Origin of the sequence: endosymbiont of unidentified scaly snail isolate Monju, assembly GCF_000801295.1 — a bacterium.
Classification (GTDB): Bacteria; Pseudomonadota; Gammaproteobacteria; order Chromatiales; family Chromatiaceae; genus MONJU.
Genome location: NZ_AP012978.1, coordinates 383273 through 397548, shown reverse-complemented (window position 1 = coordinate 397548; position 14276 = coordinate 383273). Strand labels below are relative to the sequence as shown.

Below are 14276 nucleotides of genomic sequence, written 5' to 3'. Positions count from 1 at the left end.
TCATGACGGATTACACCCCAATATCGCCGGTTGCAACTTGACCAAGATCAAGGGGGGGCTGCCGCGGCGATCCGATAATCTCCGCAGCATGCGTCGATCCTTCAGGCCTCCCGATGACCCACCTGCTGCCCCAACTCGTGAATACCTTTGGCCAGGACCTGAAACGGCGCCATGGGCAGCGGGTGCACAAGATTGCGATCAATGCCGGCTTCACCTGCCCCAACCGGGACGGCAGCAAGGGACGCGGTGGCTGCACCTTCTGCAACAACGTCTCCTTCAGCCCCAACGCCCGCAACCAGCCATCGGTCGGCGAACAGATACGCAAGGGCCGCGCGGTGATCCGCAAGCGTACGGGTGCCCGCCACTTCATTGCCTACTTCCAGGCCTACACCAACACCTATGCCGAGGTGGAACGGCTGGACGAGCTGTACCGGCAGGCACTGCGCGAACCGGACGTGATCGGCCTGTCGATCGGCACCCGCCCGGACTGCGTGCCGGACGAAGTGCTCGACCTGCTCGCGGGCTACCAGGCGGAGGGACACGAGGTATGGCTGGAACTCGGTCTGCAATCGGCCTTCGACCAGACCCTGGAACGGGTCAATCGGGGCCACGGCTTCGCCGAGTACCGGGACGCGGCAAGGCGGGCGCGCGGCCGGGGCCTGAAGGTATGCACCCACCTCATCGTGGGCCTGCCCGGCGAGGGTCCGGAGCACGCCCTGCAGACCCTGGAACGAGTGGTCTCCGAAGGCGTCGATGGTCTCAAGCTGCACCCCTTGCACGTGGTCAAGGGCACCCTGCTGGCCAACCAGTGGCGACGCGGTGAATACCGCCCCTGGCCATTGGAGACCTACGTCGAGACCGCCGCCGACCTGATCGAGGCGACTCCGCCCGAGGTGCTCTACCACCGCCTGAGCGGTACCGCACCGGCCGGCATCCTGCTGGCCCCGGCCTGGTGCGCCCGCAAATGGCAGGTGATCGATAGCATCGCCCAGCCCCTGATCCAGCGCGGTACCCGCCAGGGCAGCGCTTGGCCCCATCCCCCAACCACCGAGGCGGTCATCTCATGGAACTCGTCTGCCCAGCCGGAAACCTGACCTCCCTCAAGGCGGCCGTGGACGCCGGTGCCGATGCGGTGTACATCGGCTTCCGGGACGCCACCAATGCTCGCAACTTCGAGGGTCTGAACTTCGACCATGACAGCATGGCCCAGGGCATCGCCCACGCGCACGCGCGTGGCCGCCGTGTCTTCCTGGCGCTCAACACCTATCCCCGCCCGGAGGGCTGGCCCACCTGGCAGTCGGCAGTGGACCGGGCCGCCGATCTCGGCGTGGATGCCCTGATCGCGGCCGACATCGGTGTCCTCGACTACGCCAGTACCCGACACCCCGGGCTGAACCTGCACCTCTCCGTGCAGGGATCGGCCACCAGCTACGAGGCGCTGCGCTTCTACCACGAACAGTTCGGCGTGCGACGCGCGGTACTGCCGCGCGTGCTCTCGATGGCCCAGGTCCGCCAGGTCGTGGAGCACAGCCCGGTGCAGATCGAGGTCTTCGGCTTCGGCAGTCTTTGCGTGATGGTGGAAGGACGCTGCCTGCTGTCTTCCTACGCGGCAGGAAAGTCGCCCAACACACACGGCGTTTGTTCGCCGGCGGCGGCGGTCCAATGGGTGGAGACCTCGAAAGGACTCGAGACACGCCTAGGTGGCGTGCTGGTCGACAGCGTGCCCAAGGGGGCGAATGCCGGCTACCCCACCCTGTGCAAGGGCCGCTACCAGGTGGATGGACAGACCTGCTACGCCATCGAACAACCGACCAGCCTCAATACCCTCGACCTGCTGCCCGAACTCACCGAAGCCGGCGTGGCCGCCATCAAGCTGGAGGGACGCCAGCGCAGCCCGGCCTACGTACGCCAGGTGACCCAGGTCTGGCGCGCTGCCATCGACAGTTGCCTGCGCGATCCCGAACACTACCGACCACTGCAGGAATGGCAGCAGGTGCTGGGCCGGGTGAGCGAGGGGCAACAGACCACCCTGGGCGCCTATGCCCGCACCTGGCAATGAACCCGGGAGAAGCACCGCCATGCACGCCTCACCACTCCGCCTGTCCCTGGGCCCCATCCTCTACTACTGGTCGCGTGACGAACTGTTCGCCTTCTACCGCGACATCGCATCCCACCCGGTGGAGACGGTCTACCTGGGCGAGAGACGGTGTGCGCCAAGCGGCGCAGCCTGAAGCTCGAAGACTGGCTGGCGATCGGTGAGGAACTGGCGGCGGCCGGCAAGGAAGTGGTGCTCTCCAGCCTGGCCCTGATCGAGGCCGAGTCCGAGCTCAAGGCCCTGCGCCGCCTGTGTGACAACGGACGGTTCCTGGTCGAGGCCAACGACATGGCCGCCGTGCAACGCCTTGCAGGCCGTTCACCCTTCGTGGCGGGCCCCTTCATCAACATCTACAACCACCGCACCCTGCACAAGCTGGTCTCGCTGGGGATGCGGCGCTGGGTCATGCCGGTGGAGTTGTCACAGGCGGCACTGGCCCGCATGCAGGCCAAGCGCCCACCGAAGGTGGAGACCGAGATCTTCGCCTTCGGCCGCCTGCCCCTGGCCCTCTCGGCACGCTGTTTCACCGCCCGCGCGCACCGGCTGCCGAAGGACGATTGCCAGTTCCGCTGCCTGGACTACCCCGACGGCATGCTGCTGTCGACCCAGGAAGAGCAGCGCTTTCTCACCCTCAACGGCATCCAGACCCAATCGGCACAGACCTTCACCCTGCTGGGCGTACTGGCCGAGGTCGCAGAACTGGGAGTCGAGCTGTTGCGCATCAGCCCCCAGTCACGTCACACCGGGCGCATCGTCGAGATTCATGCCGAAGTACTGCGCCAGGGACGCCCGGTCGATGAGGCACTCGACGAACTGCTGCGCTACCTCCCGCACGGCCCCTGCGACGGCTATTGGCACGGCCGCCCCGGACTGCACTGGTCGGCTCAGACCGCTGCCACGTCCTCGCGACCGCAATAGCGACCGTACAGATCGGTCATGCGCTCGAGCGAATATTGCAGCGCGGGGGGCAGCAATGCCCCCTCCCGGGCATCGGGAAAATTCTTCAGGTGCAGGCCCGTCGCGGTATCACCCTCGATGCGCAGGCGCCGCTGAAAGAACAGCGTATCGGCATCCTCGCGCCGGGCCGCCAGCTGCAGGAAGGTCTGCAGCTCGCCGCGGAAACCAACGTCGACAGGCGCCTCGGCGGCCGCGGCGGCAAAACGTCCGCCACGCATCACCAGTCGGTAATGGAGTCCGACGTCCTCCACTTCGACGTGCAGCACCTTACCCTCGAGGAAGTCCAGCTCCCCGGCATCCAGTGCATCGGCGAAAAGACGATTGACCACCAGCGCCAGCCCCCGGGCATGCATCCCGGCCGGCATCCACTTCAATGGCAACGACAGCGCCTCGCAGGGCCTTGGAATCGGCAGTCTCATGCCTTGCCCTCCCCTATCCGGAACCCGTGACCGATCATAGCACCACCGATTCGGCCGCCCTGTCACCGGACAAGGCCGTCTGCCCGGACGTTCATTCCGTCGCACAGCATCTCGTCAAGCGATACGATCGGACAACGCCCGCCGCCGCACCAGGTCGATGTGCTGGCGCAGGTGGTAGAGACGCCGGGCGTAGGAGAGCGGCACCTCGATCTGCCGCACCTCGCCCTCGATACGCTTCAACTCGGCCAGCGCGGCCTCGCGGAGTTCCGGGGTGGCATCGACCAGGGCGTCGTCCACCTGCGCCAGGTCGTCGTACCAGCGGTAGATCTTCGAGGCCATGCGCCAGTCCACCAGCGGAGGGATGGCCTTGAACAGCGGCAGCAACATCAGGATCAGCGGCAGCAGCATGACCTTCAGGCGGTCGATCAGCGAGGCGGCCCAGAACGGCAGATAGCGCTGCAGGAAGGGTGGGCCGTGCTCGTAGTACCGCTGCGCCTCGGGAGCCAACGGCCAGGCCAGCAGGTCGGGAGGCGGAAATTCGCCGTGGGCGGCGAACCAGTCGCCTGCGCGGTGCAGCCGCCCGATGACCTGCAACAGCAGGTCGTTGATCGCCGGGTGGACATGCTCGGAGACCACCAGATTGGCCGCCGGGGCCAGCAGTTGCACGTCGTGCGGCGGCAGGTTGTCGCGCAGGTCGGCCACGCCTTCCGGCACGGGCACGCCGGTGAGGAAACGGTGACGTCGCGCATAGGCCTCGGCGCGCCGGAAGGAGAGCAATTGCACCTCGGGCGCACGCAGCAATTCCTGGATCAGCGAGCTGGCCGGCGAGGTGACGAAGAAGGCGGCATCCAGCTCGCCACGGCGCAGACGCGCGGCAGCATCACTGCTGCTCGTGGCGATCAGGGTGGTATTGTTCGCGTCGATGCCGTTCTCGGCGAGCAGACGCAGCACCAGGGCGCGGGTACCCGAGCCCTCGCCGCCGGTGGCCACACGGAGTCCGCGCAGGGCGCGCAGGGCGCGCAGGTCGTCGAGTGCAAGGTCGCGGCGCGCAAACCACCAGAGCGGTTCGTAGTACAGACTGCCCAGCGAATACAGCGCCGGTCCCGGGCTGTCGTCGGGGATGCCTCCCTGCACCAGAGCGATGTCCACCTTGCCCTGGCGCAGCAGGCGGATGTTCTCCACCGAGCCTGCGGTCTGCACTACCTCGAGGGTGATGCCTTCCTTCGCCAGCTCGCGGGCATAGGCCTGGGCGTAGCGGTAATAGGCTCCCTGCGGACCGCCGCTGGCGATGCGCACATGATCCGGTGGCGCCGGCTTGATGAACTGGTAAGCGACGATGAAGCCAATCAGCACCAGCACGGCGGCCGGCCCGTAAAGCTTGAGTGCCTGCTTGAGTTCCCTGTCCATGCATGCTCCTCAGCGATCGTCCAGCAAGGCGGCCACGAGCGCGCGCAAGTCGCTCACGGTGTGATCGGGCGGTGACAAGTCGTCGGGCCAGGCCGTGCCGTTGCGATTGACCCAGACGGCATGCATGCCCGCGCGCCGCGCCGCCTCGACATCGCGGTGCGGATCGTCACCGACATGCGCCGCCTGCGACAGGGGAATGCCACTGACCTTGGCGGCGGCATGGAACAGCGCCGGATCCGGCTTGGCCGCACCGACCTCCTCGGCCATGAAGGCATGATGGAAGCAGTCGGCCAGTGGGGTGTGCTCGATCTGCGCATTGCCGTTGCTCACTGCCACCAGCACGAAGTGCTCGCGCAGGGTGCGCAGTGCCTCGACCACCTCGGGCCAGGGCGTGACCTTGTTGCGCTCGCGGCGGAACACGGCATTGGCCTGTTCGGCGATGGCCTCGTCCAGCCCATGCTGGCGCGCCAGTTGCCGGTAGCTGTGCAGGCGAATGCCGGTGAGATCGTGCGCCCAGTGCGGGTTCTCGCGCGCCACGCGGATGCGGTGCTCACGCAGGCTGTCGATGTCGTAACGCTCGGCGATCACCGGCGCGGCCTCGCGGAACCAGTCGTGTACTGCCCGTTCGGCGGCCTGGATCACCGGCATGCAAGGCCAGAGGGTATCGTCCAGGTCGAAGGTCAGCAGATGGACCGGATGCGGCGACCAGGTACTCATGCTGCCTGCAATGCGGGCATCACCCGCCGCTCGAGAAAACCGGCCAGCGGGGCCACCGGCGGATGCCGTTCGGCCACCGCGAGAATGTACCCCAGGGTACGCGGGATATCACCCAGGTAACCCGACTTGCCATCACGGTGATACAGGCGGGCGAAGATGCCCGCCGCCTTCAGGTGCCGTTGCACGCCCATCAGATCGAACCACTCGGGCAGCCGCGCACGCTGCGCCTCGTCCAGCACACCGGCGGCCACCGCCGCCGCGGCATAGTCGTCCAGCCAACCGGCGACCCGCTCATGCGGCCAGGCGATGTAGCAGTCTCGCAGCAGAGAGACCAGGTCGTAGGTGACCGGTCCGAGCACCGCGTCCTGGTGATCGATCACTCCAGGCGAGTTCGCGTCGCAGACCAGCAGGTTGCGCGAATGGTAGTCGCGGTGCACCAGCACCCGGGGCTGAGCCAGGGCGTTGTCGATCAGGTGCTCGAACACGGTATCGAGCATCCGCCGCTCGGCCGGCGCCAGATCCAGGCCCAGGTGCACATCCAGCAACCAGTCGGGAAACAGCGCCATCTCGCGGGCCAGCAGGGCACGATCGTAGTCCGGCAGGCCCGAGGCATCGGCGCGCTGGATACACAGCAGGGTGTCAATGGCCTCGCCGTAGAGCCGGTCGGCCGAGGCCTCGTCGAGTTCGCCAAGGTAGAAACGGTCGCCCAGGTCTTCGAGCAGAAGGAAACCGCGCTCGAGATCCTGCGCATGGATGCGCGGCACATGCACCCCCGCTGCCTCGAGCCGCTGGTTCACCTCGACGAAAGGACGGCAGTCCTCATGCGCGGGCGGGGCATCCATGACGATACGCGTTTCACCGTCCGGCAGCAGCAAACGGAAATAGCGACGGAAGCTGGCATCAGAGGATGCCGCCACCAGGCTGAAACCGAACAGGCCGCATCGGCCCTCGAGCCAGTGATGCATCTGCGCCTCTCTGCCTGGCATGCCGCTCCCTCCAACATTGAAGAAAGCGCCATTCTATGAGATTTTAGCGGCCGTTGAAGCGCCAGGGGGCATACCTCCCGGCCCAAGCACCTGGTAGAACGCTAACCGTGTCATACAACCCCCGTTCCGGCCGCCATCACCTGTTCCGAAGACATCGTCTGGGCCACGCCCTGTTGTGCGTCCTGGGCATGGCCGTCCTGGTGCCGGCCAGGGCGAATGGCTGGGACTGCAAGGCCACGGTCGGTGGCGGCTGGGACTGCACCGGCGACGCCGGGCGCATCAGCGTTCCATCCTCCCCGCCACCGCCCGCGCCCCCGCGTGATCGCCTGACACCACAGGCGTCGGCCCCGGCCGCAGTGAAGGACGTCCCCGCCCCCCCACCTGCCCCGGCGCCACCCCGGCCTGTAACAGCGGAACAGGACAGCAGCCGGTCGAATACACCGCCGGCGGCAACCGGCGGACAGACGCCAGCAGCCCCGTCGCGTTTCGAAGTCTCGCCGCCACGGCCCGCGCCCGGGAGCGCAACGCCCCCCCTTGCCTCCGGGAAACCCGAACAGGCCACCGCGGCTTCGGAGCCAACCCGACGGGAAGCAACCGCCCCGTCCCTGGAGACCCGCGCGCTGCTCGATGCCGGCATCCCCTGGCAGTCCTGCACCCGTCTCGCGGCGGCCCCGCAACCTGTCGCCGAAACCGCCCTCGTCGAGGTCACCGCCGACAGCGCCAAGGCCTCGGTGATCGACGATCAGGCCCTGTTCAGCGGCAACGTCGATCTGCTGCATGGCCATGACCGCCTGCGTGCCGCGCGTATCGCCTTCCAGCGCGACAGCGGGGAACTCACCGCCAGCGGCGGTGTTCTGCTCAGCCGGCCCGACCTGCGCCTGGCCGCAGAACAGGTTCACTACAACCTGAACACCCGCCTGGGCCACGCCGAGCAGGCCGAGTACCGGCTACCCGGCATCCTGGCACGCGGCACCGCGGCACGCGCCGAGCTGACCGGCCCCGGCACCGGACGTTACCAGCGCATCACCTACACCACCTGCCCGCCCGGCAACGACGACTGGCAGCTCACTGCCGAGAGCCTCGACATCGACACCAGGGAAGGACTGGGCACCGCGCACGGCGCGCGGCTGTCGTTCAAGGGGGTGCCGATGGCCTATGTGCCGGTGCTGACCTTCCCCATCGACGACCGGCGGCGCAGCGGCTTGCTGATTCCCAGCCTGGGTTACAGCGATCGCCTGGGACTGGACCTGAGCCTGCCCTACTACTTCAACCTCGCGCCCAACTACGACCTGACCCTGACCCCGCGCCTGCTCGGCCAGCGCGGCCTGCTGCTGGGCGGGGAATTCCGTTTCCTGACCCGGGCGCACGAAGGACGCATCACCGCGAACTACCTGCCGCACGACCGGCAGGGGCCGACGGGAGACTCACGGCGAGGCGCCCTGTCGTTGAGCACTGACGGCCATTACACACCACACCTCAGCAGCACGCTGCGTTTGAACTACGTGTCGGACGAGCGCTACCTGACCGATTTCGGCGCCGATCTGGAATCGACCAGCACCACCCACCTGGAGCGCACCGCTGAACTGCGCTATGCCAGCGACCGCTGGCAGGCGCTGGCGCGGGTACAGGAATTCCAGACCATCGACCCCTTGTTGCCCAAGGCCAGTCGTCCCTATGCACGCCTGCCACAACTGCAGCTGGCCTTCGCCGACAGTGCCACCGACGTGCCGCTACGTTATGGCCTGGATGCCGAATATGTCCGCTTTCGGAAGTCCGGTGGCTTCGTCGAGGGTGACCGCCTGGACCTGCACCCGACGCTCAGCCTGCCCCGGCAGACCGCTTTCTACCATCTGGTGCCCAGCGCCGGCTTGCGCTATACCCGCTACCGCCTCCACAACCAGGCGCCAGGGCTCAGCAGCAGTCCCGACCGGTTCACCCCCATCCTGAGCCTGGACGGCGCACTCTATTTCGATCGCGCTACCCAGTGGTTCGGGCAGGCCGCGACCCAGACCCTGGAACCCCGGCTCTATTACCTGTACGTCCCGTACCGCAAGCAGAACGACATCCCCCTGTTCGACACCAGGGAGTACGACTTCGGCCTCGATGCACTGTTCCGGGACAACCGCTTCACCGGCCCCGACCGACAGGGCGACGCCAACCGCCTGGGTCTGGCACTGACCAGCCGCATCCGGAACGACAGCGGTCGCGAGCTGGCTCGTGCCAGCATCGGGCAGGTCCTCTACCTGGCCGACCGCAAGGTGCAACTGCCCGGCGTGCCGACAGCGGTGGACGACAACTCCGCAGTGATCGGCGAACTGGCCGTGCAGCTGGGTGACGGCTGGCGTGCGCGGGGTGGCCTGCAATGGAATCCCAACAGCGACACGATCGAGCAGGCGCTGGCCCAGTTCAGCTATCGGCAGGACGACGACCGGGTGATCAACCTTGCCTACCGGCTGCGCGACGGCCTGTCCACGCATACCGATCTCGGCCTGATCTGGCCCATCGGCGAACGCACCCGCGCGATCGCCCGCTGGAACTACTCGCTCAGCGAAGGCCGCAACCTCGACGCGCTCGCCGGCATCGAGTATGGCAAGTGCTGCTGGCGACTGCGTGCCCTGGTGCGCCAGCAGGTCACGGGGACCGGCAACACCCAGGACCTGTCCTTCCTGCTGCAACTCGAACTCAACGGCCTGGGTAAACTGGGCGACAACATCGATGCCCTGTTGAAGAACGGCATCTACGGCTACCGCAGAGACGATGACTAGACTCCGACACCTCCTGCCGATTTCCCTGATCCTCCTGCTGACCAGCGGCGTGCTGCAAGCCGCCCAGGTGCTCGACCGCATCGTGGCCGTGGCCGGCGACGACGTGGTGACGCTCGGCGAGTTGCGCGAAAAGACTCGCGAGCTGGCCGGCGAATTGCGGCACAGCAATCCCGGCTCACTGCCCAGCGAGCAGCAGATTGTCAACAGCGCACTGGAGAAACTGATCCTCGACAAGCTGCAACTGGCCGAGGCGCAGCGCCTGGGGATCACCACCGACGACAAGACGGTGGACGAGGCCATCGCGCGTATCGCCGCGAGAAACCAGCTCAGCGTGGCGCAACTGCGCGAGGCGCTGGCCAGCGAGGGCGTGTCCTTCGAGCAGTTTCGCAACAAGATCCGTCACCAGCTCATCATCTCGCGCCTGATCAACCGCGAGGTCACCCGCCGCATCCAGGTCTCGGAATCCGAGATCGACCAATACCTGGCGCGCGAGGCCGCCGCGCCCGACGAGAAACGCGAAGTGCACCTGATGCACATCCTGGTAGCCACGCCCGACGGCGCCTCGACCGAGCAGATCGCCCGGGCGCGTGCTCGTGCCACCGAGGCGCGCAAGAAGCTCGAGCAGGGCACCGACTTCGCCAGCGTGGCGCGCGAGTATTCCGATGCCCGCAACGCCATCCAGGGCGGCGACCTCGGCTGGGTCCGCCTGGGACAACTGACCCCGACGATGGCCGAGGTGGTCTCCAAGGCCAATGCGGGAGAGGTGATCGGCCCCTTTCGCAGCGGCGCGGGCTTTCACCTGCTGAAGGTGGCGGAGTTCCGGGGTGGCAAACAGGAGGAGCGACGCATCGTCCCGCAGATCCACGCGCGCCACATCCTGATCCGCACTGACGAGGTGACCTCTGACGCCGACGCCCGCCAGCGTCTCGAGCAACTCGCCGCGCGGGTGCGCAACGGTGAAGACTTCGCCACCCTGGCGCGCTCGCACTCGCAGGACCAGGGGTCGGCCATCAAGGGCGGTGACCTGGGCTGGATCAGCCCGGGCAACATGGTGCCCGAATTCGAGGAAAAGCTGGCCACCACCCCGGTGGGCCAGGTGAGCGAGCCCTTCAAGACCCGCTTCGGCTGGCACATCGTGCAGGTGCTCGGCAAGCGCCAGCACGACGAGACCGAGGAGGCGCGCCGGCTGGCAGCAAAGAAGGCGATTCGCGAACGCAAGGCGCGTGAAGCGACCGAACAGTACCTGCGCCGCCTGCGCGACGAGGCCTTTGTCGAGATCCACCTCGACGACCCGGACGCATGAATCCCCGCCCCCTGGCGATCACACCGGGTGAACCCGCCGGCATCGGGCCCGACCTGGTCGCGCAGATCGCGCAGCGTACCTGGGACCGCCCGCTGGTAGCGGTCGCCGACCCGGCCTTGCTGGAAGAACGCGCCAAACGCCTCGACCTGCCATTGACCCTGCTGCCCTTCGAGGACGGCACCCCGCCGGCCCCACCCGGCGCCCTCCACGTGCTGCCGGTCGCTCTGCGTCACGCAGCACAGCCCGGTCGGCTCGACCCGGCGAATGCCGCCTATGTCCTGGAGACCCTGGAGACGGCGACCCGGAGCTGCCTCGAAGGCCGTTTCGCCGGACTGGTGACAGGCCCGGTGCACAAGGGCGTGATCAACGCGGCCGGCATCCCCTTCACCGGACACACGGAATTCCTCGCCGGAATCACCGGCGGCCACCCGGTGATGATGCTTGCCTGCCCCGGCCTGCGCGTGGCGCTGGCCACCACTCACCTGCCACTGCGCACGGTGGCCAATGCCATCACCCCCGGGCGGCTGGAGACGGTCCTTCGCGTGTTGCACGACGACCTGCGCAAGCGCTTCGGCATCGAGGCCCCACGGATCCTGGTCTGCGGCCTCAACCCGCATGCCGGCGAGGATGGCCACCTGGGCCACGAGGAAATCGAGATCATCACCCCGGTACTCGAGCGCCTGCGCGCCGCAGACATGGACCTGACCGGCCCCCTGCCGGCCGACACCCTGTTCACCCCGCGCCTGCTCGAAGGCGCCGACGCGGTGCTCGCCATGTACCACGACCAGGGCCTGCCGGTGCTCAAGCACAAGGGCTTCGGGCAGGCGGTCAACATCACCCTCGGCTTGCCCATCGTGCGCACCTCGGTCGATCACGGCACCGCCCTGGAACTGGCCGGCAGCGGACGCGCCGACCCCGGCAGCCTGGTCGCCGCCATCGAACAGGCCATGACCATGACGGGGAGGGTTCACCACGAAGCACACGAAGGACACAAAGATTGAAATGCATCGTCGGGACTCGCACTGACGGCGAGCACCCCGAGTCCTTGGCAAGGTCACCACCTTAATCCCTTGGTGTTCTTCGTGCCCCTTGTGGTGAATGTTCCGGGTGCTCGTTCGTGTCCACGGGGTTTCAGGGGGCCGACGAGGCCTCGATCTTTTCCTTGACCTGGAGGGCCGCCTCCAGCGCCCGCAGGCCAACCTCGCCACCCACCAGCGGGGGCTCGCCGTCACGAATGCAGCGTACGAAGGCGTCGATCTCGGCATCCAGCGGCTTGACCGGCTCGATGGCGACACGCTCGGTAACGATTTCCGGCCATTCGGCGCCGTCCTTCTGCTGTGGGTAGGCGATGTCCAGGGCCTGTTCGATGAAGTCGAGCGACTGGTAGCGGTGGTGTTCGAACACACGGATGCGCCGCATGCGCTCGCGCGAGACCCGGCTGGCGATCACGTTGGCCACCGCGCCGTTGGCGAATTCCAGCCGCGCATTGGCGATGTCCAGGTGGTCGGTGAGCACCGCCGCGCCGGCTGCCGAGATGTTCGCGATCTCGCTGTCGATCAGCGACAGCACGATATCGATGTCGTGGATCATCAGGTCGGAGATGACGTCCACGTCGGTGGCCCGCGCCACGAAGGGACTCATGCGGTGCGCCTCGATGAAGCGTGGCGATTCGATACGCTCGGCCAGCGCCATCACCCCGGCGTTGAAACGCTCGAGATGCCCGATCTGCAACACCACACCGGCCTCGCGCGCCAGACGCACGATCTCTCCCCCCTCCTCGACGGTGGAGGCGATGGGCTTCTCCAGCAACACGTGCCGCCCGGCCTGCAAAAAGGGGCGGGCCACCTCGAGGTGAGCCGTGGTGGGCACCACGATGCTCACCGCCTCGACCTGCTCGAGCAGGGCACCGACGTCCTCGAACACTGCACAACCGGCCTCTTCGGCCACCTTGCGGGCAGTCTGCGCATCGGTATCGACCACGCCGACCAGTTCGGCCTCGGGATGCCGCGCATGGATCAGGGCATGAAAACGCCCCAGGTAGCCGACACCAACCACCCCGACAGCAAGTTTTGCCACTGTAGCGCCTCCGACTCTGGAAAGGACGGAAGGGTATCAGAAAGCAGGCAGAGACCGCGCGGAAAAAGGGGCCATCCCTGGCGCCGACGCAGGAGGAAACTCAGCGGGAAGACACGACCCAGAGACCCAGCATGAGCGATGGAGCGGCGGCACGACAGGGTCGGGCCTTGCGAGCGGTGCGACCATCGACGCGGGTATCGGTGATCTGCATCAGGGAGCTGCAGGAGGCCAGCCGCTGGTACTGGCGCTGCCGCTCCTGGTCGCCACGGGCACTGACCTGTGCCGCGAAGGTCAGCAAAAAGGCGATGGAGACCACCATCACCACGACGCCGAACAGATCGGGGCGCCCACCGATGGGGTTGTCCAGGAATTTCATTGGGATCACCTCGTTTGCCTTTGGTGTGACCCCAGTGTGGTAGAGGAGGTGCCACAAAAGTGTGCGCCAGCACACGCCTGACCCGTCAGGACAGGGGGGAATGTGCAAAACGGCGAGCCACGTCACGCGCCGTGGGGACGGCGGACACGCTGCGAGTGTGCACAAGGTCCGAAAAGGAAGCGGGAGGAGGGAACGCCGGCCGGCGTCAGGACTTGCCGTCCTTCTTCTCGTCGTCGGCCGACTCGTCGACTGCCCCGGCGGCCTTGAGTTGCTCGACGATGGCCACCTCGCCGGCGAGGGTGGCGCGTGCCAGGGCGGTCTTGCCGGCGGCGTTCTTGAGGTTCGGATCGGCACCCGCGCGCAACAGCAGGGCCACTACCTCGGCATGACCATAGGCGCTGGCATCCATCAGCGCGGTGTTGCCTGCGGCATCCACCGCGTTGACATCGGCCACGGCCAGCAGCAGCGCACGTGCGCTACGCACGTTGCCCGCCCGCGCCGCCAGCAGCAGGGCCGGCACACCCGCGGGATTCTTGACATTGGCGTCACCACCGGCAGCGAGCAGGTCGCGCACCGCCTGTACCCGGCCCTGCCCCACGGCGGCCAGCAGTTGCGCACCGGCATCGAGCGCCAGGACTTCGCCGCCCGACAGCAGAGAGACCAGCACCATGCCTATCAATCGCCCTTTCATGCCCCGCATATCGGCCTGTGACGGCGGATCTTTATGCTTGCTTTTACCCGCGCCTGCGCTTAGCGTTAGATAATCGTTACAACTATGGCAAACTGACTGCATGAACGTCGCCAATACCCCCGAAATCGACATCAAGGTCGAGGTCACCCATGTCGCGGAGCAATCCGACCCGGAGGCCAACCGTTACGCCTTTGCCTACACCATCACCATCAGCAACCTGGGACAGGAGGCCGCCCGGCTGCTGCGCCGTCACTGGGTGATCACCGACTCGAACGGCAAGGTGCAGGAGGTGCGCGGCGAAGGGGTGGTCGGCGAGCAGCCGCACATCCAGCCCGGAGAGTATTTCCAGTACACCAGTGGGGCGGTGATCGAGACACCGGTGGGCACCATGGAAGGGGAATACGAGATGGTCACCAGCGACGGCCGTGACTTTCTCGCGCACATCCCCCGCTTCACCCTCGCCATCCCGCGCACCCTGCACTGA

Annotated in this window: 15 protein-coding genes; 8 read left to right on the top strand and 7 right to left on the bottom strand. The window is 67.0% G+C overall.

The window, feature by feature from the left end:
• Positions 1 to 113: 113 nt before the first annotated feature.
• From EBS_RS01920 to EBS_RS01910, 4 genes are read left to right on the top strand one after another with little or no spacing between them, the layout of a single operon-like run.
• A complete protein-coding gene (locus tag EBS_RS01920; RefSeq protein WP_043107053.1) occupies positions 114 to 1094 on the top strand; it encodes a TIGR01212 family radical SAM protein in 981 nt (326 codons plus the stop codon).
• Positions 1064 to 2059 (top strand): ubiquinone anaerobic biosynthesis protein UbiU, encoded by a 996-nt coding sequence (gene ubiU / locus EBS_RS01915; protein ID WP_043107052.1) that lies wholly within the window; start codon positions 1064 to 1066, stop codon positions 2057 to 2059. The genes EBS_RS01920 and ubiU overlap by 31 nt, the downstream gene beginning before the upstream one ends.
• A gap of 19 nt (positions 2060 to 2078) precedes the next feature.
• Positions 2079 to 2231 carry a hypothetical protein gene (locus tag EBS_RS14820; RefSeq protein WP_331711243.1) on the top strand — a complete coding sequence of 51 codons (153 nt, stop codon included), beginning with the start codon at positions 2079 to 2081 and terminating at the stop codon, positions 2229 to 2231.
• A complete protein-coding gene (locus EBS_RS01910; RefSeq protein ID WP_331711242.1) occupies positions 2207 to 3013 on the top strand; it encodes a U32 family peptidase in 807 nt (268 codons plus the stop codon). Before EBS_RS14820 ends, EBS_RS01910 begins: the two co-directional genes overlap by 25 nt.
• Here the strand turns inward: EBS_RS01910 and ubiT are convergent.
• The 4 genes from ubiT to EBS_RS01890 form a co-directional block, all read right to left on the bottom strand.
• The gene (ubiT, locus tag EBS_RS01905; RefSeq protein ID WP_052199196.1) at positions 2980 to 3471 is read right to left on the bottom strand and encodes a ubiquinone anaerobic biosynthesis accessory factor UbiT; all 492 of its coding nucleotides are present in this window, start codon (positions 3469 to 3471) and stop codon (positions 2980 to 2982) included. The two genes, EBS_RS01910 and ubiT, sit on opposite strands and share 34 nt — an antisense overlap.
• A 114-nt stretch (positions 3472 to 3585) precedes the next feature.
• Positions 3586 to 4878, bottom strand: a complete 1293-nt coding sequence (locus EBS_RS01900; protein WP_043107051.1) for a TAXI family TRAP transporter solute-binding subunit — start codon at positions 4876 to 4878, stop codon at positions 3586 to 3588.
• Positions 4879 to 4887: 9 nt separating this feature from the next.
• Positions 4888 to 5595 (bottom strand): HAD family hydrolase, encoded by a 708-nt coding sequence (locus tag EBS_RS01895; protein WP_043107050.1) that lies wholly within the window; start codon positions 5593 to 5595, stop codon positions 4888 to 4890.
• Entirely contained in the window at positions 5592 to 6581 is a 990-nt protein-coding gene (locus tag EBS_RS01890) for an aminoglycoside phosphotransferase family protein (RefSeq protein WP_043107049.1), read from the bottom strand. Before EBS_RS01890 ends, EBS_RS01895 begins: the two co-directional genes overlap by 4 nt.
• Positions 6582 to 6688: 107 nt before the next feature.
• On the opposite strand from EBS_RS01890, the gene lptD reads away from it, so the two are divergent.
• Genes lptD through pdxA form a run of 3 tightly spaced genes read left to right on the top strand, consistent with a single transcriptional unit; the run spans position 6689 to position 11650 of the window.
• Positions 6689 to 9346 carry an LPS assembly protein LptD gene (lptD, locus tag EBS_RS01885; protein WP_148307606.1) on the top strand — a complete coding sequence of 886 codons (2658 nt, stop codon included), beginning with the start codon at positions 6689 to 6691 and terminating at the stop codon, positions 9344 to 9346.
• Positions 9339 to 10649 (top strand): peptidylprolyl isomerase, encoded by a 1311-nt coding sequence (locus EBS_RS01880; protein ID WP_052199194.1) that lies wholly within the window; start codon positions 9339 to 9341, stop codon positions 10647 to 10649. The genes lptD and EBS_RS01880 overlap by 8 nt, the downstream gene beginning before the upstream one ends.
• On the top strand, positions 10646 to 11650 hold the full coding sequence (gene pdxA / locus EBS_RS01875) for a 4-hydroxythreonine-4-phosphate dehydrogenase PdxA (RefSeq protein ID WP_052199193.1): 1005 nt from the start codon (positions 10646 to 10648) through the stop codon (positions 11648 to 11650). The genes EBS_RS01880 and pdxA overlap by 4 nt, the downstream gene beginning before the upstream one ends.
• A 130-nt stretch (positions 11651 to 11780) precedes the next feature.
• On the opposite strand, the gene EBS_RS01870 is transcribed toward pdxA, so the two are convergent.
• The 3 genes from EBS_RS01870 to EBS_RS01860 form a co-directional block, all read right to left on the bottom strand.
• Complete coding sequence (locus EBS_RS01870; RefSeq protein ID WP_043107048.1) at positions 11781 to 12725, bottom strand: Gfo/Idh/MocA family protein; 945 nt, start codon at positions 12723 to 12725, stop codon at positions 11781 to 11783.
• Positions 12726 to 12825: 100 nt separating this feature from the next.
• A complete protein-coding gene (locus EBS_RS01865; RefSeq protein WP_043107047.1) occupies positions 12826 to 13101 on the bottom strand; it encodes a hypothetical protein in 276 nt (91 codons plus the stop codon).
• A gap of 205 nt (positions 13102 to 13306) precedes the next feature.
• Positions 13307 to 13792: an ankyrin repeat domain-containing protein gene (locus tag EBS_RS01860; RefSeq protein ID WP_171816161.1), complete on the bottom strand. Its 486-nt coding sequence runs from the start codon at positions 13790 to 13792 to the stop codon at positions 13307 to 13309.
• 100 nt (positions 13793 to 13892) lie between these two features.
• Here EBS_RS01860 and apaG point away from each other — a divergent pair, with 100 nt between their 5' ends.
• The gene (gene apaG, locus EBS_RS01855) at positions 13893 to 14276 is read left to right on the top strand and encodes a Co2+/Mg2+ efflux protein ApaG (RefSeq protein WP_043107046.1); all 384 of its coding nucleotides are present in this window, start codon (positions 13893 to 13895) and stop codon (positions 14274 to 14276) included.